Below are 23,098 nucleotides of genomic sequence, written 5' to 3' on the forward strand. Positions count from 1 at the left end.
GGGAGGTGATTGAAGGAGTGAAATTCAAGGATGGGATCCGAGTAGACCCAAAAACCGACATCAGCAAGAACGCCGCTTAATCTTTCTTCGTACACCAGATTTGACGATAACTCATCAAGAACAACACTATGTAAACAATACCTATGCCCAGAAATGGGGCGGTGTCAAAAAGTACGATCGCAAACAAACTTCCTGCTGCCCTACTCAAATCACCTGCTGCTGCCCAGATAACCGGGGGGAATAGCACTGACCGCTCCTCTTAGAACAATGTTCTGGGTGTGATGCCGTTTTAACCGGTGAGTGTAGAGCAGCACGTAAAGGAGAACCCCGACTATTGAATTAAGCAACAACAGATCGAGGAATTTCATGATTTGCGTTTTGCAGAATCTGTTGTACCTGATCCGTTTCCTCATCCGTGCCTGAGACAACTACCATAAACTTACCGGCTTTGATTTCTGTCTCGTACTTCAGAGCCTGCTCTTTGGGAATTCCCAATCCAACTAGAGCACCCACCAGTCCCCCAGCAACAGCAGCGCCCACACCACCCACAATCATCCCTTCGATCCAACCTGCTAACACTCCGACAGCGTGTCCAGCCACAATCACCGGGCCAACTCCTGGAATAAACAGCAAACCAACTCCTGTGAGAATGCCGAATAACCCACCAAAGAAAGTACCCCAGTATCCCGCTTCCCCAGCTCCAGTTTTAGCTGTGTCTTTCCAGGTGAGGAAGCCACGAATATGCTCAGAGGTTTGATAGTCCTTACCAATAATCGAAATCTTTTGCATATCGAAGCCTGCTCTTTGCAGTTTTAAGACGGCGATTTCTGCCTCAACATGGGATGGGAAAATGCTTACAGCTTGTTTGTCTGACATGGTTTTATCTCCGTTAAGAATTCAATGACATCGACTTTTTAGTGAACAAGACCCGACCGAAGGGCCCGAATTGCTGCTTGAGTGCGACCGCTAGCACATAGCTTCTTCAAAATGTTGCGAACATGGGTTTTCACCGTACCCGCACTGATGCACAAATTTTGCGCGATTCTACCATTGCTGTACCCGTCTACAATCAGTTGCAGTACCTCTAATTCGCGCTCAGTCAACGGTTCAACAGTCAGAATATGCCTGTATTCGGGCTCGATCGCCCGAATGGCAATTGTTCCAACCTGATCGCCACTACCAGCTTGAATCAGGTAAGTATGTTGCAGTAAATTAGAAACCTCTTGTGCAACATGAGTGAAGGCATGGTTGACAGAGGAGTCACTTAAAGAACCAACCTGATCTAAAACTCTGAAATGTTCAAAATCATTTTTGGCTAATAATGGTATACGTGTCATAAAACTATCCTTCGTGAAATATTAATTGAAACGGTTGGTTCAATTAGCAGATGCTCTGAGCCATTTGAAATACTAAAAATCATCCTGTTGTTGCAAGATTGTGAATGAAAACCAACAGCCCCATTAACGCAACATAGTTTCAGCGAACAGTCTATGCTCCAACTGCTGGTTAACAGAGTTCTCATTCAGCTTCAACTGCTGGAACAGCCGCTCGTACTTTCTCATGCGCTGCCTCAATTGACTCAGTTCTTCGACGAGTTGATCAAGGTCAACTGGTTGCGTTGGTGGTTTCGCATCAGTTAGAGCTTTAGACGTTACAGCACCGGTTCCATGACTATTGGACAAGGTATAATCACTTGCTTCTAACGACAAGTTGAATGCCCGGAAAAATGTTTTAAGCGTACTCTTATCAACTTTGACTTCGCAGGTCAACAATCGGCTGACAGTGCGTTCAGTCAGATTCGATCGCTCACTCAACTGTTCGTAAGTGTAGCGGCATCCTAATTCGTCGTACAATACTCCAGCTTGCATCAACTTTTGCCAGCCCTGAGGCGACAAAACCACACCTCGGTTGCGGCTACGCTTCACGGATGAGAGATAAGACTGGGGTTGTTCATCGTTGTTCTGCCGGTGATACGCATCTGTTGAAGCAATGGGGATAGGTTGAGAACACAGAGTTTGAGCCATTGTTTTCACCTCGGTTTTTCAGGTTGGTTTTTGCTGGCTTAATAAGCTGCCTTGCCAGAGAAACGAGTAGCGGTTTGGGGTCATGCTCGTCGCTTACTGATACCCCTGGAGAAAAGCGTCCTACCGCGCAAGCGACGCCTGCGGCGGGCTACGCCTACGCCTACAGCTTCTCTAAAAACTGTGTTAAATAAACATTGCTTGACAACTGGGTCGCTTTGCTACCCTTGTTAGCATCAGCCTACTATAGGCAATTGCCTCTCATTTTTCGTCCACTCAGAGTTGGAACTTTTGCACCATAATAGGATTGGTTGTTCATTCCATCTCAACATGGAAATCTAGATGCAACTCAAGTTGGGCCCAAACTCAAACCTGAGTACAGCTCACAAACTCACAATCCCACGCTTAACTGCAATAATCACGGCTTAAGCACAATGATTCATGGCTCGTTGGCTAAGAATGCGATGAACATAGGATCTAATAGTACTTTCACCGATACTCACATTGCGCCACAGGTCGGTTTGCACCATGCCTGGAGAGACTGCATTGACGCGAATAGGACAGAACAATCGAGCCGTCTTGGCATTCAGACGATACACTTTACGAGAACGGTAGCTTCCAAAACAGGTGCTTCAAGCCTGCTTTAAATATTTCTCGAACCAGCTCAAGGCAGTTGTACTTGCAACCTTAAAGCCCTCTCCCTGGAAGCCGTCAAAGTGCCCGCCCTTCAAAACTGTGAAAGACTTTGGCTCCATTGCCCGTGCATAGACAGAAGCGGCCAAGTCGGGAGTTGCAAGGAAGTCCTTCTCGCCCACAATCATGCAGAGTGGGGTTGGAAAGATTGCTTCAGGGTGAGGAACCGATTCATAGTAGAGACAGTGTTCAATTGATTCATAAGTGAGCCGATTTTTCCATCGTCCTTCGCTGGCGCTCTTAGCCGATTCAGCCCAAGCGAATGCGTCAGGTGTTGCCAGGAAGCAGGGTTGACCGGGCGGGGCAACCAAGGGGAAGTAGCTCACCTCTCCGGTTTGATACCGTTTTATCCGGTCAATTAAAAGCGTTTTCTTGAGTTCGTCGAGCTCAAGGGGGGAGGCTAAGCGGCGGGAGTTAAGAAACGCATTCACCGTAGGCATTTGTACCACGATCGCTTTCACACGCGGATCGAATGCAGCCACATGCAGCACATGACCGCCACTATAGGAGAAGCCCCAGAGACCAATGCGCTCAGGGTCAACTTCGGGTTGGAGCTGGGTCCAGGTGATGGCATTGCGGTAGTCCTCATGTTGCTCGCTAGGAAGCATTTGCTCACGTGGTTCTCCCTCACTGGCACCCATGTAGCGATAATCAAACAGTGTGACGACGAATCCAGCTTGAACAAAGAACTCAGCAAACTGCGGCAGACCCATCTCTTTGATCAAGCCAATGCCATGAGCCATGACAATCGCTGGATAGCGATCGCCCGATGCAGCTTCATCCGGCGTGTAAAATGTGACGGAACACTTCAGACCTTTACTGTCGAAACCGGTAGTTCTTATTTTCATAGATAAAACCAGGATAAGTTTGTAATTTTCTCGACGATCGAGTTTAGCGTGACACTTGCTAACAAGGTGATTACTGAATTGTTTTTACGACCTTGGCTGTCCCCCAGCCTCAATCAAAAATTAAAGTTTGATACGTTCATTTGTAGAAACCCTGGAAATCCTGAGGGCTTTCCACCAAGATCTAGTCAGAAAGTGGGTGTTCTACCATTGGTAATCCGTACAGTACGAGAAGACTTCCCCAAATGGCTCTAAGCACCAGAAGCCCCCAGCCCGAGAAGCCATTGAGAAAAGTGAGAAGCTGTTCAATTAAGATTGGAAGTTCCATACATTTAGCGCAAATGTGGTTTACTTGGTTCGAAATAGGTAATTCCTATTCTTCAGAAGTCAGTTAATTCAAACCAGGCAAGATTGTGAAGATAGGCCTTATCTCAAAGGAATGAGTCGTCTTCATCACCATTACTCAACACCCAGCAAAACCCCAACTGCTTTAATCAAACCCAACCATGGCGGTACGGGAGGGATTAACTTCATGTCGGCCAAAAACACTCCAACAACCCAACCTCCTAATAACACCATGCCAGCTTCTTTCATGAACCCTGTCATTCTGTGGCTCCTGCTTCATGGCAATACTAAACGGCGGCTAACCCTTCTTTCACTTTGCTAAAAAATGGATCGGGTTGTTCAAATCAGGAAAAATAACCCGCCTTCTCAATCAAAATGAACTTAGAGCCTACAATTCCCGTATGCAGTTGATGGGCATGGAGGGGTGAGCAAATAAAGTCATGGCTGCCAACCACAACTAAAGCTGGAACTTGGTCTCTTTCAGCCGCGGCATCAAGTTGGTCTTGTTCCACTGGGACTGAGCAGCATCCTTATACCAATTAAATATGAAGCTGCGTCAAAATAAAGAGGTTCCCTTTGAGTGCAACAGCCATGCGAGGACGCCCCTTTCGAGTAACGGTGAGCGAAAGTCTGGAACAGTTGGAGAAATCGCTGCAAAAGGCTCGTACGGTGAGCCAAAAGGAACACCTACAGATGCTGGTGTGGTTAAAGCAAGGAGTGGTGAGCAGTCGCGGTGAACTAGCAGAGCGGTGCCAACGCAACAACTCCACGATCACACGCTGGCTTACTCGCTATCAGCAAGGAGGACTGAAGGAATTACTGGCAACCCGTCATGCTCCGGGTGCCACTCCCAAAATTCAAGGGGAAGCCCTGGAGAAACTGAAAGCTCGATTAGCCCAAGCTGAAGGGTTTCACAGTTACTCAGAGATCCAACAGTGGTTGGAGCAAACCTGTCAGTTAACAGTGGAGTATGGCACGCTCTACCGAGTGGTGCGCTACGAACTGAAAGCAAAACCGAAAGTACCCCGTCCCCGTGCCCTGAAGCAGGAATCCGCAAAACTGGATGGCTTCAAAAAAAAATTGCCTTGATGCTCAAAGGGCTACAACGCTCAGCGAAACCAGGGCAGCACGTTCGTTACTTATGCCAGGATGAGACCCGCTTGGGCTTGAAAACAATACCGGGGCGATTGATCACGGCCTGCGGCGTCAAGCCTATCGGAGAAACGCAATGGAAACGGGACTGCTTTTGGCTCTATGGGGTGGTCGAACCGCTGACAGGCTTCAGTTTCTTCTATGAGTTCTCCCACCTCGACCGCCCGTGCTTCCAACAGTTTCTAGACCTCCTATCGCAGGAATTGGGGGAGGACATTGCCCTGATTCAAGTGGATCAAGCCTCGGCTCACACAGCGAATGCCTTGATCTGTCCGAGCAATATCATCCTCACGTTTCAGCCGTCTCATTCTCCAGAACTGAATCCGATTGAACGGTTTTGGTTATTGCTTAAAAAACGATTCGCTTGGATCAACTGTCCAACCCTGGAGGAACTGCGTAAACTCCTCGCCTCAGAACTCGAGAAACTCTCCCCGGATACGATCGCGTCATTGACGTCCTACGATTTCATTCTCGAAGCCCTATTTGGCGCAGCTTCATATTGAAATGGTATTAAACGCATCCACAGACATTAGACATTGATGTGGCAGCATAGTGAGCCGCATTCCGCTCACCAATAATTCAGAGGGAAGGGAGGACTCTGCCTTTCTCCCATTTAGAGTGCTTTAAGTTAGCGATGAATTTGTTTATCGAGTTCCTTCGTCATTCGCTGCAAAGCGGCTGAGATATCATGCGGCTCAATATGCACCTCTAAGATGCAGAAAGTTTCAGTATGTATCCGACTTTCTCTCAGCGCTGTTTCTAGCTCCCCTTCTGTCGAAATCTCAAATCTCCGACCTGCATTCAGCATTTCTGGGATCCGGCTATAGCGCCAAGAGTGAATGACGTTAAATTTTCCATCCAGCATAGGACGCTCTGTCGCATAGCCACCGTTGTTCAAAACAATGACGATCGGATTTAAGCCGTAGCGAGCGATCGTAGACAGTTCCACTCCTGTCATTTGAAATGCGCCATCTCCCACGAGGATCAAAGGACGAAGGTTGGGATTGGCAAACTGAGCGCCCAGCCCACCATCGTCGCCTACAACTTTGAGAACAGCAAGTTCAATCCTTCGGCCATGGTAGGATGGGTCAAAACGCCATCACGTAGAACGGTATAGGGCATTTGGGACAACATTACCATCTGCACCGTCGAAATCACTTCACCTGCTGCATGGCATAACAGGGAACAACCGAGAATACGACCCGTTGTGGTATCCACGATCGCTTTCAACACTCCATCAGTTTGACCCGATGTTTTCGCTCTGGGAATGGCTGAAGCATCCAGCTTCGCTACTCGAATAGCATACCCTTGTTGTTGTGCTTCGGTTTCAGTCAAACCCACATGAGCCAGTTCTGGATCAATGAATAGACAGGATGGTACCAGGCGATCGCGCCTACTGCGGCTGCTTCCATCAATCAGATTCGCTTTGATAATACGATTATCGTCGAGCGATATATGGGTGTATTGTGGTCCCCCATTAATATCGCCTAACGCCCAGATCCCCGGTATGTTCGTTTCTAGGCAATCGTTAACTGGAATGAATCCGTGGGCATCGGTTGCTACACCTGCAGCGGTTAAATTTAAGCTGTCCGTGTTTGGGGACCGACCGACGGCAACGAGTAACTGCGATCCCTGAAGGTTGATCTTCCGCTCAGCAACTTGAAGCTGAAGAACGATGTCATGAACCACACGATCGACCTTCAACACCTTCGTCTTCATCAGAAATTCAATGCCATCTCGTTCTAGCAAGGTTTGAACGGCGATCGCAATGTCAGGATCTTGTTGGGATAGGATTTGCTCACTTTGTCCAATCACAGTAACACGCGAGCCAAAGCGCCGAAACATCTGGGCAAATTCCAAGCCAATGTAACCACTACCAAGAACGATTAAATGTTCCGGCAACTGTTCCAGCTCCATGATTGACTCGCTCGTCAGAAATCCCGCAGCTTCAAGCCCAGGCACCGACGGAATTAAGGGTCGTGTACCTGTGTTGATAAATAATCGCTCTGCCGTGAAGTGTCGAGTGACGCCTTCAGCCATTATTACTTTAATCGTTTTAGAATCGACAAACCGCCCCATTCCAATAATCAGATCATGACCTAGAGCAGTTTCTAAATTGTGCAAGTTCGCTGCACGCGCAGATTCCACGACCGATCGCTTTCGTCGAATCACGGCTGCTAAATCAACGGTAGATGCAGTAGCTTTAACTCCATAAGCAGCAGCATTTCGCAAGGTGTTGGAAACGTTAGCACTCGCCACCATCGTCTTGGTAGGAATACAAGCGACATTAATGCACCCACCACCAATCATGTTTAAACTGCGTTCGACTAGCGCGACTTTCCGCCCGTTCGCAACCAGTGCAGGTGCCAGCGTTTTTCCAGCCTTACCGCCACCAATAATAATATCGTCGTAGTATTCAGTGTCCACTGTTCCATCCTCGCTGAGGACCAGGCAACATGAACGTTACCGTTTCGCTGGTGATGGCTCTGTTTACTGGGCCAGCTAGCTCGGTCAGCACCTCATGCAAGCCAGATTCCGGTTCAAGCAGGATGATTGTTTCATCACTGGCATCGACAAAATGCCAAGGTGCATCATCCACGGCGATGTGGATATGTCCGATGCGCGGCGATGCTTTCAGGGCACCTTTGCCAAACACTGGCAACGTACGCAGGTTCTCCGTCCGATGCTGGATGAAGATACAACCCTGAGCCAGCGGTTTAGCAAGCGGTGGATCGACAATCAGCTGAGTGGGTGCTTCGTTTTCGATCGCAATCAATGGGGATGGTCTGGTAATGCTACTGACGGTTTGGGCAGAGGCCCTGGTGGTGCACGGAGTATATCTGGTCATGGTGGCTATGTTTCTGAGAGTGGCCCCGAAGGGTGGTCTTTTCAAGGAGATACAGAGTTATAACTCTGGAGAAGTATCAACGTTTCTTCGATGTGAGTTTCCAGACCGCAATCTTTAGCTCCGATAGTTTAAATGACATTCAATTACAGCAATTAACATGAAATATCGTAAACTCAGTGAATTATTTACTGAAGTACTTGGTGAATTAATGGCGCAATTACAGCAATATTTTCAACCAATTCATCGGAGAGTGAAAATCGTTGCTTTAAATAATTGGGGTCGTTGTAACTTAGCCAAACCTTTCCATCAACTGCCTCCCAAGCGAGAACTTTCAGAGGCAAATCCAGGGCAATTGTTGGTTCTGCCACCATCATTGGGGTTCCAGCTCGCGGATTACCAAACAGCAACAACTGCGTTGGAAGCAAGCTGAGTCCAACTTTCTCGGCTTCTGCCTGTTGATCGATGCGGGCAAAGATGGTGATACCTTTTTCCTGAAGGATGGCTTCTAAGCGATCGATAGTGTCGGTAACTGAATAGAGACTGAGCTGACTGATGATGCCATTAGTTGCAGTCATAACAGTGAATTCCTTAATGATTTTTGTATGAGTATAACTAAGTCTTCTGGCTGTTGCTTGCTGTATCGGCTACTTTTCGAGTGCTTCAAATCCGTGTTATGCCGCTATCAGCAGACAGTTCCAACGTACGCCAGAGTTGCATCGTAAAGCGGTAGGGTGCGCTGAATCGATAAAATATGGATGATGACGCCCGAATTTTGTTCTAGCATCTTGGGCAGAAACGCTCGATCTAAGCGAATAGCCGCGAATAAATTCGCATTAAATGTTTGCTGCCAGTTCTCAGCACTGAGAGCAAGTACACCCCCGCTAGGTGCAGAAGAACCACCCACATTATTGGTCAGGACATTCACACCATCGAAATGAGCAAACACTTCTTTGACAACTTTCTCCACCCCGTCGGACGTGCTGACATCTGCTTGAATGGATAACGCTGCCAACTAAATATCAGGGACTGAGCGGGCGGTTGTGATGACCGTCGCGCCAGCTTGCCTCAGCCGTTTGACAAATGCTTCGCCCATGCCTTTGCTTCCACCTGTAACCAATGCTCCCTTGCCAGATAACTCACCGGGGGCAATTGGGATCGTTGTCATGGACCTGAAATCTTCTGATTATTTAGATTGCGAACTGCTACTGGTTCAAGCTTCCAGCTCGCTACTAATGGATGGTGGAGGAGGCAAAATGGTTAGACCGTATTGGGGAGCTAAGGCGATCGTCTTTTGGATCTCTGCATCCGTAACAGGGGGTGGCGGTGCCGTGGGATCATCCACTGGATTACCAATCTCCATGAAAAACTGTTCCAGTCCAGCAGGCGTAACCCAGCACAGCATTTGGGCCGGTTGATCGCTAATGTTTGTAAACAGATGAGTTTGCCCTCTAGGCGAGTAGATGAAAGTTCCAGGAGTTGCCACAAGGATTTGTCCATCAATTTGAAACTGAATTTCTCCCGATTGAATAAAGAAAGATTCATCTTCGCGGCTGTGGATATGAGGCGGTGAACCAGTCTGGGGATAAACGATCATCTCCATCAGCGAATACGCTCCACTTGTATCTTTGCTGACGGTTTTAAAGGTATACAAGTCGCCTAATACCCAGTAAGACTCTCCCTGCCCAGGCTGCAATAAAAGACCATTTGGATTCATATAATGGTTCCTGTTTGAGAATGTGGTTTCGTGATTATGGTCGTGATTCTCCTGTTCAAAAACACTGAGTCAGGCGAACAGGCGCAATGATTCTGCCCAAAGCCGATCAGCATTGTCTGGGTTGAGGGCGTAGGGGGCAACACCACTCACGTAGCCATTGCCGTTTGTGACAATCATGGCTTCGTTGCAGTCCTCAAAGTAACGTCCACCAATGCCCTCTAGCAGTGGAGAGACCGCCAGCAGAACTGAGGTAGCAGCGCCTTGCTCCGGTGTTTTCTGCCGCTCTGGTGGGCTCTTAAGAGCACCCGTGTAGCGTTGGAGGTTAGTCGCGATCGCTCCAGGCATTAGGGCATTGGCGGTGATACCATCTCTAAACCAGCGCGTAGTGGCACCAACGGCAAAGAGAATGTTTGCGGTCTTAGATTGAGCATAGGCTAGCAGTGGGTCATAGGGGCGAAACGCAAAATGAATATCGTCAAACACAACAGGTGATGCTAGGTGCCCGCTAGAGCTGACGGATACAATCCGTGCAGCACCGTCTGCAGCAAGAGCATCGTGGAGCCCGAGTGCCAGGGCGAAGTGTCCGAGGTAGTTGGTGGCAAACTGCATTTCCCAGCCCTCGGGCGTGTGCTGTTCGGGTAATGCCATTACCCCTGCGTTATTAACGAGGATATGCAGCGGACCATCCCACGTAGCGATGAATTTGGCGATCGAAGCTTGGTCAGTTAGATCAAGCGGGGCGACATGGATGTTGTGGTTCCCGGTGGTAGCCATAATGTCAGGCACCGTTTGTGCTCCAGCATCGACGTTACGCACAGCCAGTGTTACCTCAGCCCCGGTGCGAGCCAGTGCCCTTGCTGTCTCTACGCCGATACCCGATGCCGCTCCGGTGACGATCGCCCGCTTACCAGTCAGATCGATTCCTCTGACGATCTCAGCCGCAGTGGAATGCTGCCCAAATGGTGTCGTAATGGGTGCCATCATACGCTCTAAACCTTCTGGGCGAGATTGGACTGCTTTGATGCCTCACTCGCATTGGCGGTAGAATCCTGCCAGATATCCTCAAAGCGCTGATATTCTTCAATATCTGAGGAAAGCTTTTGGATAATCATTGGTAGCGCGCTAGGGCCGATCGCTAAATGAAGGGGTGGATCAGGTAATTCTACGACTTTTAAGATTGCCTGAACACCTGTCGGCACATGACCCTGAGGATGCTCCAGAGAAAACGCAGCCATTTGCTCTCGGAAGGGGGCATACTCTGGCATTTGCACTGCCGTCACCATCGATCGGTTTACAAAGTCAGTCTCAAAACCTCCTGGCTCAATGATCGTCACTTTGATGCCAAAGGGTTTAAGCTCTTGTGCCAGGGTTTCTGAAAGCCCTTCCACAGCAAACTTTGAGGCATGATATAGGCCCAGCATCGGTAATGTGACTCGTCCGCCTGCTGAGGAGAGGTTCAAAATGTGACCGGTAGCCTGTTTCTTAAATGTGGGAATAATGGCGCGGGTTACATTCAAGAGGCCAAAGAAATTAGTTTCAAGCTGATTGCGGATCTGCTCATCGCTCACTTCCTCAACAGCACCCATTAATCCATATCCTGCGTTATTCACCAGCACATCAATTCTGTTAAATGCTGCTAGACCAATTTGCACAGCCGATTGAATTGTTGCTTGATCGGTGACATCTAAACGAACTACCTTTGCCGTTTGCGGATATTGATGTTCTAGGTCTTGAATTTTGCTAATATCACGAGCCGTTACAATAACATGATCGTCCTGAGCTAATGCTGCTTCGGCCAGAGCGCGACCAAAGCCCGTTGAGCTACCCGTAATTAACCATACAAGAGACGATTTCCGATTTGTCATACTTGTTACCCTGATTAGACGGAGATCATTGACACAAGAAAATCAATACACATAAATCACTGCTAGACACATCGACGCATTCTGCCAGAATAAAAGTTTTCTGGTTTGGTATATAGATTATCCGCTTTGAAAAATAACACGGTTGTGTCATTATCCTTCATCTACCGCTCTAACTTTACCCGCAATTATGACAATGCGAATGGGATGCGCAATATATCCATATACCCCCATCAAGCTATATTACTTGTGGGGGTATGGATACTACTTGAAGGTGACGCAGTAGAAGCTACTACCTAGTTACCCGAGCCATTATCCCCATTGCTTAACGTTCTCATCTGAAGTTCAACTGCCTCTGAATATGCTCGATCATTGATCGTGTTAGGCATCAAGCGGCCATCATCAATCCCAGCTTGAATAAGCTGACTAGAAGTCACCCGCCCCTCTTCAATTTCATCGATCAATCTCCCGCCTTCAGGAATTCCCTGATCCTGAAGATAACCGTCTTGGGCCAGAGAAAGAAGTTGAAATGGCGTCACTTCCACTGTTTCTGCCTTGGCGGCGGTTGTCATGGCAGCACTTGACAACAAAATAGATGACAATAAGCCAATAGCTAAATACTTCATGCCGGATTCCTCCAATAAACTAAACTAACTGGGCCACTATTGAAGAGTTATGTTGCGATCGCCGCTTCTGTATGAGCCCGATCATCCCGACAAGATCTGGCACCACCCCAAGAAAGACACCGATCAACAAACTTCAAAAACTCTTATAGCTTTACGCCTTTGTAGAACAAACTATCTTCAGTTTCGAGGTAAACAGCAAACTTGTGTAGGAAACATTGATAGCTTAAACAGGAACTTAAGGAATCCGCAAACAAAGGGCGATTGCAAGCTTTGGGTAGTCCCGATTAATATCATATCGGGTTCAATATCGATGATAAAAAGTAGTGCGGCGCTTTGCACCGTACTACTTTTTATCATCGATATTGAATTTTACTTATTGAAACAGATTAGAAACAAGAGAACAGGATGTCTCAAGTGAAATTTATCGAACTGATCCCTGGAATGGCTGCCTAGAGAAACGCGAATGATGCAGATCACTCGTTACTTAGAAACCTTTGCGGCACAACCACATTTGGTAGGGTTAGATGTGACAGCGGTGCGGTGGCAATTAGGCGTCATGCTGCAGAATAGCTGAATTAGGACAGGCACCATTTTTAATTCATCGATCCCCATGTTTTTAAAGGCAGGTGAAATGTCTTAAGTGTCGCTAAACTTACCTAACACTCATTCATCTGACACAAAATAAGCTATAAACTGTGGCCATTGGCTCAACAATCCAGTAAGATTTTCTGGCGACTTTGCAAGATTGTATCCACAGATTCTTGGAGAAATTCTCATGCGGCTTCGCAGACCATTTACCTCTATTTTTCCTCATAAATTAGATAGTGCGACAGGTGGTGCAGAAAATCTGTCAAATAAATCTTCATCTTTGAAACAATTTAGCAAGAAGCGCATTTTGATTGTTTCGGGTATTGCGATCGCAACCACTTTAGGGATTGTTGGTTATCGCTGGTGGTCTTATACTGCAACCCATGAATCAACTGATGATGCTTATGTAACGGGCTATATCCATCCTGTGAGTAGCCGGATTGCCGGAACTGTTGTTCAAGTCGATGTGAATGATAATCAGGATGTTCAAAAAGGACAATTATTGATTGGACTTGATCCAAAAGATTATCAAGTTGTGGTGCAGCAGGCGCAAGCAGCATTAGAAAATGCCAGACAACAAGCCAGTGCCGCTCAAGCCACTATTAATCTGGCATCTCAAACAGCTCAAGCAAATACAACCGAGGCACAAGGGGCAGTGGGAGAGGCGATCGCTAGCATCGCCAGTTCCCAGGCGGCTGTGAACCAAGCGCAAGCTGCAATTATAGCGGCACAAGATCAACTCACCAAAACCCAGGCACAGGAAGCCAATGTCAAAATTACTTACCAGCGCTACGAGCAGCTTTACCAAGCAGGGGCAATTCCTCAACAGCAGCGTGATGATGCTCTGACTGCTTATCAGGTGGCTCAGGCAGAGACACAGTCGGCGCAACAGGGAATTGTAGAGGCAAAAGCGAAGTATCAATCAGCCATCGATGGCATTGATCAATCCAGAGCCAATTTAGTCGATTCACAGGGTAAAGTGCAGCAGGCAAAAGCCAGTGGACAACAAACCGAAGTTAACCGCAGCCAGTTTGAAGCAGCCCAAGCACAAATTGCAACGGCAGTTGCCCATCTCAAACAAGCGCAACTGAATCTGTCCTACACTCTGATTAAGGCGCCAGTTGCAGGCAGAATTGGCAACAAAACTGTTCAAGTTGGTCAACGAATTCAACCAGATCAACCGCTGCTTTCTGTAGTAAGTGATGACAGCTGGATTATTGCCAACTTTAATGAAACACAGGTGAGCAAGATGCAGCCTGGAGAGTCAGTTGATATTCATATGGATGCATTTCCAGGTCAAACCTTTAAAGGTGTAGTCAACAGCCAATCCCCTGCATCCGGTTCAGATTTTTCCTTGCTACCGCCCGATAATGCTACCGGAAACTTCACAAAGGTAGTGCAGCGAATCCCAGTCAAAATTACCTTTGATCGTAATAGTATTCAAGCTTATGAAAGCCGCATCACGCCCGGAATGTCGGTTGAAGTAACGGTTAATACGGGAAATGATTGAACCTTTAGAAAGATTCTAATAAAAAATAAAACTTATTTAGGAGAAGTAGCCTACCGTCCTACAACTACAGATAATTGCTTGGCGATCGTCGCTCTTTTGCCCTTTGGGTCGTTCAACCTGGGCTAGAAGGATTCATGGATGCTTCTGTTTCTACCCTGGCACCAATCTTTGCAGCCGTATTTGCAACTCAAAAGTTCTAGTGGGGTTTGTTGTTGAGCTTTCAGCAGTAGTTGGCACGGGAATCATCTGGAGTTGTTGTATTAAGTTAATTGTTATTTCCCACACCCACTATCGATTCTTCCAGCTAAATTTTATTAAATCTGCTTCTCAAGTTGTTATCGGAGTTAATCTCGTTTTTCTTCCTGGCGTTCTGATTGGAGATAGATAGCTACAAACCTAATGTTATAAAAGCTCGATTGCTTAAAATTTAGCATTGCTCCATTTAAGAAGAGATAGGGAGAAGAGAAAACTATAATGATCAAAGCACAGGTTAAACAATCGAGTAATGTTGTTTCCGCATCAACCTGGTTAGCAGTCCTAGGGATGAATCTAGGCGCATTAATGTCATCTTTAGATGTGACTGCGACGAATGCATCATTGCAAGATATGACGGGTGCGTTATCTGCCACCCTCGATCAAGGGTCCTGGATTGCTACTGCTTATCTGATAGGTGAGATTATCGTCGTTCCATTAACGGGTTGGTTGGGCAAAATTTTTTCTACCCGTTGGTATATGACGCTTAGCACCGTTCTATTTTTAGTTTTTTCCATTGCTTGTGCTAATGCCACAACGTTAGGCGAAATGATTGCTTTTCGTGCTTTCCAAGGATTTTTTGCAGGTGCGTTTGTCCCTGTAGCAATGGCATACGTACTGCGTCATTTACCACCCTCAAAGCACACGATCGGATTGGCAATCTTTGGCTTGACTGTCACCTCCGGGCCTGCAATTGGACCAGCACTAGGTGGCTGGTTGACTTATAACTATAGTTGGCAGTACATCTTCTATATCAACTTAGTCCCTGGGATCTTGATGCTGGCAACGTGCCTCTTTCTCATCGAGCGCGAACCCATGCAATTAAGTGAATTGAAGCGAGGAGATTGGGTAGGCATATCAGCGATGGCGATCGGTTTAGCGTGTTTACAAACCGTGTTGGAGGAGGGAAACCGTGATCTCTGGTTTAGTTCGCCGTTCATTGTCCGATTGACAATGCTTGCCATTGCCTCCCTAACCCTATTTCTGATAATCGAACTGACCAGAAAACGCCCTTTTATCAATTTGCGTTTAATGCAGCGTCGCAACCTTGCCCTTGCTAGTTTCATCAGTTTTGTCGCTGGATGTGGCATTTTTGGTGCTCTATATGTAATGCCAATCTATCTAGACTCTGTACAGCATTACACGCCCTATCAAGTTGGGCTGACCCTCATGTGGGTTGGATTTGGTTCAGTGTTGGTAATGCCATTTTTACCTCTGATTCAAGCCAAGGTTGATTCACGGGTGATTGTCGCTGTAGGATGTGCCATTTATGCCATCAGTAATTTCATGAATTCTCACATAAGCGCTCAATCCGGCACTCCGCAATTGATGCTACCAGAGTTTATTCAAGGAATCGGGCAAAGTTTAATCACGATTCCCTTATCTGCTCTAGCAACGACCGGAATTCCAGGAGAGCACTTAAGTGATGCTAGTGCCCTGTTTAACCAAGTGCGCTACCTAGGCGGTTCCTTTGCAGATGCCATTTTTGCAACCGTAATCCAGCATCGTTCAGAATTCCATTACGAGCGCTTACGAGGAGATGTCAGTCTCTACAATGAAGTAACTCAACAGCGGCTTCAAGAAATGATGCAGTATTTTATGAGTAAAGGAGCCGATGCCGCCACTGCCAGTGAACAGGCTACTATTGCGATTGCTCAAGCTGTGCAGCAGCAGGCAACTGTAATGGCGATCGATGACTGCTACTACCTACTAGGGCTGCTAATTCTAATCAGCGGAACTGCCCTTCTAGGCATGAAGAAAGCTAAAACAACCGGAAATATTCCTGTTCATTAGTAACAGCATCTGTAGACTCAGAAAAAGCTAGGGAAAAGAGATTTGTCGCTACCTTCTGTTGCTGAAGCCGATATTTAAAGGACCGTTGCTCTGGCTTCCCAAAGTAGGCTGGCTATTCCTTCCCCTAATAACAAGTAAAGTTAAATGCTTATGATAAAAAGTGGCGCGACGCTTTGCGCCGCGCCACTTTTTATCATAAGCATTTAACCCGACATGATATAACTCTATTTCACTGAATTTATTTTTGGAGAACGCGGCCATGATTAGCTTACATGAGATTACAAGCTCCTACCGATCGATTGATTCTACTTCAAGATCTACTGATCACACGCCAAGTATTTTGTCATCACTGATGAATTGGCTTGAAGAACACGACAACCACTGTGAATTCAATCAGATCTACGTATTTGGTGACAGCCTCTCAGATATCGGCAACTCTTTTACCATCACACAAAAAGCTACGGGAGAAGGGCTTCCACCTTCACCTCCCTATTTTGAAGGACGCTTTTCCAATGGGTTAGTTTGGATCGAGTATTTGGCCCATCTGCTTAAAATCCCATCTGATCATCACACTAATTATGCAACAGGTGGAGCAAATACAGACAGTACGAATACTTACATTCCTGATAATCCAGCTCATTTACCGGGCTTGCAGCAACAGGTTGATGCTTTTGTCACCTCGCTTAATCAGCACTCAGCGAATCCAAAGGGGCTTTACATCGTGTGGGCAGGTGCAAACGATTACCTCAGCGGAAGTGCAACCAATCCTACGGAAGCGATCGCTAATATCATCCATGCCGTTCAGTGTCTCGCTAACGTGGATGCTCGACATATTCTAGTAGCAAATTTGCCAGACCTAGGCGACCTGCCAGTCGCTACGCAGAATCAACGTTCTGCCCCCTTCACTGCTCTGACTCAAGCTCATAATTCAGGTTTAGCAGCCGCGTTGCAAACGCTGAAGCCATTATTAAAGCCCAATACCAGCATCACGCTGCTTGATGTCGCTTCATTGTTTAAGCGGGTATTTGACAAACCTACAGAATGTGGATTTACCAACATTAAGGATATAGAACTTGAACAGCTAGCCCATTTTCAGGGTTATACGGATAAATTTTTCTTTTGGGATGCAATTCACCCAACAACAGCTGCACATGCGGTGTTAGCACAATCTGCGTTTGCTCTGCTTCAGCCCACCTCCGCAATTCTCAACCCTACTTATGGATGAGCGAATGATTTAGCGCAATTAGCATTCGGCTCGATCCGACCAATTCTGGTAATACGTATGGTGAGACGATTACACTGTGTGTGGGCAAATAAAAGCTGTCCTTGTCGGGCTAGTCCGGGATTTTGGGACAGATCGGGCAGTCGTTCACCAGGCAACAGTCCATCCAGTCTCTGGCAAAACGATTGGTGCCCACCACAGCCAGCTAAACCCGTAAGGCAGCATGCAAAAGAGGATAACTTGATGCCAATGTACTCGGGCCTCTGTACCAAACGCCACCGTCGTTTTAGAGCCAAGTTTTCTGCTCATAAAGCCTTCCAAGAACGAAGCTTCATGTCACATGGGTATGCCAAATTGTTTATTTAGCAGTTTGATACTGTTGTGCAAAGGGAATCTGAATTAGAAATTCGGTTCCTTCTCCCGGTGTTGAGAAACACTCAAACTTACCACTATGCTTTTCGGTGATAATTTGATAGCTAATAGACATTCCCATACCTGTTCCTTTGCCGATCGGCTTTGTTGTAAAGAACGGATTGAAGATGTGTTTTTGAATGGCTTCTGGCATGCCTAATCCATTATCCGCAATCGAAATTTGCACCCATTGAGCATTCACCATTGATGTCCGAATAGTGATTTGACTTGGATCAGCTTCAATTTGTTGATAGGTGCGTTTAGCATTACGTTCTTCCATCGCATCGAGCGCATTTGCCAAAATATTCATAAACACCTGATTTAATTGACCAGGGTAGCACTCTACTAAAGGTAAATCGTCGTAGTCCTTCTGAACTCTAACAGCTGGACGTTCTGAGTTGCCCTTCAAGCGGTGTTGCAGAATTAACAGTGTACTATCAATGCCTTCATGAATATTGACGTCTTTGAACTCAGCTTCATCAATTCGTGAAAAATTACGCAACGACAAAACAATCTGCCGAATGCGATCGGTGCCCAGCTTCATAGAGTCAAGCATTTTGGGCAGATCTTTCTGAACAAATTCTAAGTCAATCTCATCAACCTCGGCTTGAATTTCATCAGCGGGTTTAGGATAGTACTTCTGGTAAAGGTTTAAAACATTCAATAGATTGTGTGCATACTCCTGCACATGGATCAAATTACCATGAATGAAGTTAACCGGGTTGTTAATTTCATGAGCTACCCCTGCAACCATCTGGCCCAACGCAGACATCTTTTCACTCTGAACGATTTGCGCTTGAGTTCGACTCAAGTTGTGAAGAGCCTGTTTTAACTCAGTCGTTCGTACTTCAACTCGATTTTCTAACTCAGCATTGACTTCCTCCAGAGACTGAAAAGCAGCCTGAAGCTGTTGCGTCATCTCATCAATTGTTTCCGCCAAAACATCTATCTCATCGCCTGATTGATAATCTGCTTCATCTTCACTTGGAGTAGCTGCGAGGCTCAAGTCCTGATTTTCCTGGAGATAGCGTTGAGTTCGGCCGACCTTAAGGTCATTACACTGCTTTAAAATTGGATTGAGGCGTTGATTGAGCTGTTTAACAAACAACGCAACAACACACAACAAAATCATCCCAATTCCTACAGCTCCTACAATGGTGTAGAGCAAAACATGTCTGAGAGCCGCCGATTTAGGAACTACCGCCAGTACAATCCAATTAGTCGCTTCAATTCGCTGATATGCCCAATATTGTCCATCAACTTCAACCAACCCAGATTGTCCTTGATTAATCTGTGACCAAACTTGCTTCAAACTTGGAATATCTTCAAACGTTGCGAGTGATTTCGCCTGTTGCTGATTGGGTGGATAGGCTAACAAGCGCCCCTGAGCACTCAAAATCGCGAAATATCCACCTTCTGTAATGACTGAGGTATTAACCTCTTTTCCTAAGGTGGTAACACTAACATCCACCCCAACCATACCAATCACATCATTACTGCGATTGAAAATAGGAGCAGCGCAGGTCGTCAATGTTATCCCATACCAATGATAGGGTTCAACCCAAATGGGTCTTTTAGCTGCAATAACTTCTGTATAGTAAGGCTGCTCAAAATAGCGATCGTCTATTAAATCCGCGTAGCGAATATGTTGATTAGGAGCAGGTAATGGTTGACCAAACTGATCAGGAACTGACTGATCTAAGAAGAAATAAGGCAAAAACCATTTTCGATTTGGCACTAGCTCAAACTCCGCTTGTCCTATCCCTAAGCCCATCATTAGTGGAATACTACGCTTCTTAAACGTGTTTAAAACAAGCTGTTTGTAGACGTTGGGATCAGTTATGTTCGATTCATCCAGCGTTTGAGAGGCAGCCGACAAATCTTGTGCGATCGCTCTTGCAGTTTGAAGCTGTCCTTCAATAGACTCTGCTTTCGTGTTGAGTTTGCTCTGAATCTCTCCCCTAATTCGCGCTTCTAGATTGGTGTAGAAGAAGAAAGCGGTGCCACCCAATGCCAAAAGTGAAGTTCCTAGAACATAAATGAATAATTTTGTACCAATCGAGTTTCGCCACGAATAGCGCGTTTGCAGGCGGATACCAGATTGAACGAGAGAGAGCTTTTTTTTAAGAACCAAGAGCATGGTCAATAACTCAACGCGACTATTGATGTAGAGTGATGTTCCAGACATGCTGTGGTTTTTAAGTAGAGCGCTACGTCGCTTCTCTAAGAAATAACAACATATTTGCAAGACCACCGATGTAAGCCTGGGTGAACCAAGGTAAAGCTGAGCCTAGAATTCCCAAACTACTGAATAGGCTAACTTTCAACTAACGGGGGAGCGAAAAGAAAGCTGGAAAACGTTTAGAGCCTGGTGCCCTAGAGGGCAATATCCGACGTATGGCTACCGTCATGTCACTGTCATGCTACATCGCCAGGGATATGAAATTAACCATAAGCGGGTAGCTCAATTGATGCGGGAGTTAAGTCTGGCAGGCAAGCGTCCAGCCAAGCGAAAACGAACCACCAACAACCATGACTTCAAGCGGTATCCCAACCTGGTAATGGAGGTGGCGATCGTGCGGCCGGATCAGGTTTGCGTGGGAGATATCACCTACAGCAGGCTGCAACAGGAGTTTGTTTATTTAACCGTGTTGATGGATGGGTTTACACTCAGTATCCGGGATTGACATTCTGCAAGAAGTGTGGGTGTGAGCTTGACGATGACAGCCTTAAACAAAGGGTTGGCAAGGGGACAACCGGAAATCCATCATACAGATCAGGGAGTATAGTATGCAGCGAGCGAGTATGTAAAACTACTGCAACAGCACGGAGTTAAGCTGAGTATGGCTGAAGTGGGACAGACATGGTAAAACGGTTTGCAGAGCCCTTAATGAGAACGATTAAGGAGGAAGAGATTGACTTGTCAGAGTATCGGAATTTTATAGAAGCGTATGGGCAGATTGAGTAGTTCTTGAAGAATATGTACATGAAAAAGAGAATATATTCGTCATTGGGTTATTTGGCGATCGCAGAGGAAGTCACGCTGAGTGCTGATCTTCAAGTTTCTGAACCGATAACGGTTGTTGGCAACGAAGAGCAGCTTTATAGGATGGTTAGTAATCTGATTGATAATGCAATTCAAGCAACCCCTGTAGGTGGTAAGGTGCTCGCCGCCCTAAGCCGGAGTGAGAACTATGCCATCATTCAGGTTCAAGATACGGGTGTGGGGATTAACCCTGAAGATCAACGTCACATTTTTGATCGCTTCTACCGGATTCAGGGCGATCGCTCCCGGCGGACAGGAGGGGCAGTTTTGGGATTGGCGATCGTTCTAGCTATTGTGCAAGCCCATCAGGGTAGCATTCATGTTCAAAGCCAGCCAGAGCAGGGTAGCATTTTCACCGTCCGACTTCCACTTGATCGCAAGTAAAGCTACTCATTTTTTGGGCGGGATGATGACACACTTAGCGCGCCACGTTCGGGTACCGTTTTCAGCGGCGCTGTGCGGCGCTAAAAACCGCTAAACGAAAAAGAGGCAGGATGTGAAGCTAATTACTTATCTACCTGAGGGCATAGATACCTTTCATTCCAACTTCACTATTCTGTTGAATAATGCAGGCAGTCTAACAGATGAGGCTAACCCGATTGACAGTCGGTAAGGAGATGTTCAATCTACCTCTCAATCAGCAAAACCTACCCTATCCTGATCCTATTCATCCCATCCTGGTTTACTTTGTGATTGCGATGGTATTGTTTTCGTTTGTTTGTGATGTTTGGGGTTATGTAGCGCACCAACATCGCTTGTTTGAGGTAAGTTTTTGGAATTTGTTCTTCGCTGCAATTGTGATTTTTCCAGTTATTATCTTCGGTCAATTTGAGGCAGGCTTAGCACAGCCCTATAAAGCTGCTCAATCAATTCTAAATCTACATACTGTCACAGGTTGGTCTTTGGCCGTATTATCGACAATTATTGTAGCCTGGCGATTTGCAATACGTCGGCAGAATCCGCTCAAAGTTTCCCCCATCTATCTAGGAGCGGCTACGCTGTTGAGTTGTCTGGTCGTGTTTCAGACTTTTCTGGGCACTCAATTGGTGATTCTGGCGATCGCCTTTGGCATGGCTGGAACACTATTTTCTTTTGGAAAACCCATCTTCAAATTTCTGGCACTTCCTGCTTTCCGTTCACGCTTTTATGATGTGGGTTGGTACAACCTTGCCGCAGCAGCGATCATCACGTTTGCTACGGTTCTATTGCTGCACGGGATCGGGGGAGTTTTATTACTTGCTGTGATTGAAGGAATGACACTATGGCGAGGGTTACAACGGTACCACTAGTACTCTGTCAAGAAGTTTTTGAGGGGTCTGCGACCCCTCAAAAAATCCTCAAGTTTCATGTTCAAGTGTGGGATAACCCCACACTTGAACATTGACAGACCACTAGCGTGTAAATGCTTCCAGGCAAGTGCAGTGGAGCTACTTGTTAGTTGGCGTATTTCTACTAGGCGCGTTATATCTTCATGGAACACTTGGAGCTCACTTAAGAAATGAATTTGGTATTCATAATTCAGCAGTACACCTACTCAGGTAGGGTGAGAATCCTAATGAGATACTGCTAAAATAAGCGTTTTGCTATGTAGATTTGCAGGCATTTAGTGTTATGTAGGGCTGTATTAATGTTGATCCTCGATGTATTCCTTGGAAGTGTAGCACTGTACTTATTGATGAAGCGAATGAGCATCAGTCGCTATATATCTTCTATGGGTATTTTTACGTTTAACATTTTTGCATACCGTTATATTATTGCATCTGAATCTAAAGCTCAGAGGTCTATTCCACAGGCTCAATCTGATCCCTTGATTGATTACGGTGGAGAAGTGGCTGTCTATATTGGTGCAGTTCTTTTTATTTTAATCATTGCAGCGATTGTAGGTTTCTTTAGCCGACGATTTGAGCATGCCCTGATTACAGCCTTCTCTCTTAGCTTTGTGTTGTTAGTGTTGTTTGCTTTTTCAAGGTAGAAACGGTGGAAGAGAATGAGGTAATACCTCATCCCTCAGGGTGCACTCACAAAAACAGATTTTCAACCTACAAAACTGGGATGCATCTCAGCTTTTGTCTTGTACAGCATGACTCATATAAAAGTAAAATTTTAGTGAAACTTGCCTCTTACTTTTGAGAGTCTTTCCTGCTATCCCAGGGGTTAGATGCCTAACCG

24 protein-coding genes and 4 pseudogenes are annotated in these 23,098 nt (G+C 46.3%); 10 read left to right on the forward strand and 18 right to left on the reverse strand.

All coding sequences use genetic code 11. The features are described from left to right. Positions 1 to 339: 339 nt before the first annotated feature. From NDI52_RS25680 to NDI52_RS25705, 6 genes and pseudogenes are all read right to left on the reverse strand, one after another. Complete coding sequence (locus tag NDI52_RS25680; RefSeq protein ID WP_190775630.1) at positions 340 to 876, reverse strand: general stress protein; 537 nt, start codon at positions 874 to 876, stop codon at positions 340 to 342. Positions 877 to 914: 38 nt separating this feature from the next. Continuing rightward, positions 915 to 1,151 (reverse strand): annotated as a pseudogene (locus NDI52_RS25685) (response regulator transcription factor); the annotation flags it as partial. A 309-nt stretch (positions 1,152 to 1,460) separates the two neighbouring features. Next, positions 1,461 to 2,024 (reverse strand): hypothetical protein, encoded by a 564-nt coding sequence (locus tag NDI52_RS25690; RefSeq protein ID WP_190775628.1) that lies wholly within the window; start codon positions 2,022 to 2,024, stop codon positions 1,461 to 1,463. Positions 2,025 to 2,446: 422 nt separating this feature from the next. Beyond that, a complete protein-coding gene (locus tag NDI52_RS25695) occupies positions 2,447 to 2,620 on the reverse strand; it encodes a hypothetical protein (protein ID WP_348256552.1) in 174 nt (57 codons plus the stop codon). Positions 2,621 to 2,653: 33 nt separating this feature from the next. After that, positions 2,654 to 3,562: an alpha/beta hydrolase gene (locus NDI52_RS25700; RefSeq protein WP_190775627.1), complete on the reverse strand. Its 909-nt coding sequence runs from the start codon at positions 3,560 to 3,562 to the stop codon at positions 2,654 to 2,656. Positions 3,563 to 4,018: 456 nt separating this feature from the next. Further along, positions 4,019 to 4,165: a XapX domain protein gene (locus NDI52_RS25705; RefSeq protein ID WP_242046002.1), complete on the reverse strand. Its 147-nt coding sequence runs from the start codon at positions 4,163 to 4,165 to the stop codon at positions 4,019 to 4,021. Between the two features lie 330 nt (positions 4,166 to 4,495). On the opposite strand from NDI52_RS25705, the gene NDI52_RS25710 reads away from it, so the two are divergent. After that, the gene (locus NDI52_RS25710; RefSeq protein WP_348256553.1) at positions 4,496 to 4,993 is read left to right on the forward strand and encodes a helix-turn-helix domain-containing protein; all 498 of its coding nucleotides are present in this window, start codon (positions 4,496 to 4,498) and stop codon (positions 4,991 to 4,993) included. Further along, positions 4,993 to 5,559 (forward strand): IS630 family transposase, encoded by a 567-nt coding sequence (locus NDI52_RS25715; protein WP_190775625.1) that lies wholly within the window; start codon positions 4,993 to 4,995, stop codon positions 5,557 to 5,559. Before NDI52_RS25710 ends, NDI52_RS25715 begins: the two co-directional genes overlap by 1 nt. 125 nt (positions 5,560 to 5,684) lie before the next feature. Here NDI52_RS25715 and NDI52_RS25720 read toward each other — a convergent pair whose 3' ends face one another. The 10 genes from NDI52_RS25720 to NDI52_RS25765 form a co-directional block, all read right to left on the reverse strand. Continuing rightward, entirely contained in the window at positions 5,685 to 6,122 is a 438-nt protein-coding gene (locus tag NDI52_RS25720) for a thiamine pyrophosphate-dependent enzyme (RefSeq protein ID WP_190775632.1), read from the reverse strand. Beyond that, the gene (locus tag NDI52_RS25725) at positions 6,095 to 7,483 is read right to left on the reverse strand and encodes an FAD-dependent oxidoreductase (RefSeq protein ID WP_190775624.1); all 1,389 of its coding nucleotides are present in this window, start codon (positions 7,481 to 7,483) and stop codon (positions 6,095 to 6,097) included. The genes NDI52_RS25720 and NDI52_RS25725 overlap by 28 nt, the downstream gene beginning before the upstream one ends. Continuing rightward, positions 7,473 to 7,904, reverse strand: a complete 432-nt coding sequence (locus tag NDI52_RS25730) for a DUF6130 family protein (RefSeq protein ID WP_190775623.1) — start codon at positions 7,902 to 7,904, stop codon at positions 7,473 to 7,475. The genes NDI52_RS25725 and NDI52_RS25730 overlap by 11 nt, the downstream gene beginning before the upstream one ends. A 185-nt stretch (positions 7,905 to 8,089) precedes the next feature. After that, complete coding sequence (locus NDI52_RS25735; RefSeq protein ID WP_190775622.1) at positions 8,090 to 8,479, reverse strand: DUF302 domain-containing protein; 390 nt, start codon at positions 8,477 to 8,479, stop codon at positions 8,090 to 8,092. Positions 8,480 to 8,586: 107 nt separating this feature from the next. Next, positions 8,587 to 8,916: an SDR family NAD(P)-dependent oxidoreductase gene (locus tag NDI52_RS25740; RefSeq protein ID WP_199330956.1), complete on the reverse strand. Its 330-nt coding sequence runs from the start codon at positions 8,914 to 8,916 to the stop codon at positions 8,587 to 8,589. Then, on the reverse strand, positions 8,917 to 9,069 hold the full coding sequence (locus tag NDI52_RS25745; RefSeq protein ID WP_199330954.1) for an SDR family NAD(P)-dependent oxidoreductase: 153 nt from the start codon (positions 9,067 to 9,069) through the stop codon (positions 8,917 to 8,919). Between the two features lie 45 nt (positions 9,070 to 9,114). Beyond that, the gene (locus NDI52_RS25750; protein ID WP_190775621.1) at positions 9,115 to 9,618 is read right to left on the reverse strand and encodes a quercetin 2,3-dioxygenase; all 504 of its coding nucleotides are present in this window, start codon (positions 9,616 to 9,618) and stop codon (positions 9,115 to 9,117) included. A 69-nt stretch (positions 9,619 to 9,687) separates the two neighbouring features. Next, positions 9,688 to 10,599, reverse strand: coding sequence for an SDR family NAD(P)-dependent oxidoreductase (locus NDI52_RS25755; protein WP_190775631.1), 912 nt, complete (start codon positions 10,597 to 10,599; stop codon positions 9,688 to 9,690). 8 nt (positions 10,600 to 10,607) lie between these two features. Beyond that, on the reverse strand, positions 10,608 to 11,483 hold the full coding sequence (locus tag NDI52_RS25760) for an SDR family NAD(P)-dependent oxidoreductase (RefSeq protein ID WP_348256554.1): 876 nt from the start codon (positions 11,481 to 11,483) through the stop codon (positions 10,608 to 10,610). 293 nt (positions 11,484 to 11,776) lie between these two features. Beyond that, positions 11,777 to 12,106 (reverse strand): hypothetical protein, encoded by a 330-nt coding sequence (locus NDI52_RS25765; protein ID WP_190774120.1) that lies wholly within the window; start codon positions 12,104 to 12,106, stop codon positions 11,777 to 11,779. A gap of 775 nt (positions 12,107 to 12,881) precedes the next feature. Between NDI52_RS25765 and NDI52_RS25770 the strand changes: the two genes are divergently transcribed. The 3 genes from NDI52_RS25770 to NDI52_RS25780 all read left to right on the forward strand — a co-directional run bounded on the left by NDI52_RS25770 (position 12,882) and on the right by NDI52_RS25780 (position 17,475). Then, complete coding sequence (locus NDI52_RS25770) at positions 12,882 to 14,204, forward strand: HlyD family secretion protein (protein WP_190774121.1); 1,323 nt, start codon at positions 12,882 to 12,884, stop codon at positions 14,202 to 14,204. 474 nt (positions 14,205 to 14,678) lie between these two features. Beyond that, positions 14,679 to 16,250 carry a DHA2 family efflux MFS transporter permease subunit gene (locus tag NDI52_RS25775; RefSeq protein WP_190774122.1) on the forward strand — a complete coding sequence of 524 codons (1,572 nt, stop codon included), beginning with the start codon at positions 14,679 to 14,681 and terminating at the stop codon, positions 16,248 to 16,250. A gap of 244 nt (positions 16,251 to 16,494) precedes the next feature. Next, positions 16,495 to 17,475: an SGNH/GDSL hydrolase family protein gene (locus tag NDI52_RS25780; RefSeq protein WP_348256555.1), complete on the forward strand. Its 981-nt coding sequence runs from the start codon at positions 16,495 to 16,497 to the stop codon at positions 17,473 to 17,475. 144 nt (positions 17,476 to 17,619) lie between these two features. Here the strand turns inward: NDI52_RS25780 and NDI52_RS25785 are convergent, their stop codons facing one another. Together NDI52_RS25785 and NDI52_RS25790 are read right to left on the reverse strand one after the other, a co-directional pair. Continuing rightward, entirely contained in the window at positions 17,620 to 17,781 is a 162-nt protein-coding gene (locus NDI52_RS25785) for a hypothetical protein (RefSeq protein WP_190774124.1), read from the reverse strand. Positions 17,782 to 17,830: 49 nt separating this feature from the next. After that, positions 17,831 to 20,071: an ATP-binding protein gene (locus tag NDI52_RS25790; RefSeq protein ID WP_190774125.1), complete on the reverse strand. Its 2,241-nt coding sequence runs from the start codon at positions 20,069 to 20,071 to the stop codon at positions 17,831 to 17,833. Between the two features lie 193 nt (positions 20,072 to 20,264). Between NDI52_RS25790 and NDI52_RS25795 the strand changes: the two are divergent. The 5 genes and pseudogenes from NDI52_RS25795 to NDI52_RS25815 all read left to right on the forward strand — a co-directional run. Next, positions 20,265 to 20,848, forward strand: a pseudogene (locus NDI52_RS25795) (IS3 family transposase); the annotation flags it as partial. A gap of 21 nt (positions 20,849 to 20,869) precedes the next feature. Next, the gene (locus tag NDI52_RS25800; protein ID WP_242045964.1) at positions 20,870 to 21,313 is read left to right on the forward strand and encodes an ATP-binding protein; all 444 of its coding nucleotides are present in this window, start codon (positions 20,870 to 20,872) and stop codon (positions 21,311 to 21,313) included. Between the two features lie 233 nt (positions 21,314 to 21,546). Further along, positions 21,547 to 22,212: pseudogene (locus NDI52_RS25805) on the forward strand (DUF2231 domain-containing protein); the annotation flags it as partial. Positions 22,213 to 22,324: 112 nt separating this feature from the next. Then, positions 22,325 to 22,471, forward strand: a pseudogene (locus tag NDI52_RS25810) (DUF2231 domain-containing protein); the annotation flags it as partial. Between the two features lie 85 nt (positions 22,472 to 22,556). Then, entirely contained in the window at positions 22,557 to 22,901 is a 345-nt protein-coding gene (locus tag NDI52_RS25815; protein WP_190774129.1) for a hypothetical protein, read from the forward strand. Positions 22,902 to 23,098 lie beyond the last annotated feature (197 nt).

Origin of the sequence: Leptolyngbya sp. PL-A3, from assembly GCF_039962325.1 — a bacterium.
Taxonomy (GTDB): domain Bacteria; phylum Cyanobacteriota; class Cyanobacteriia; order Elainellales; family Elainellaceae; genus Vacuolonema.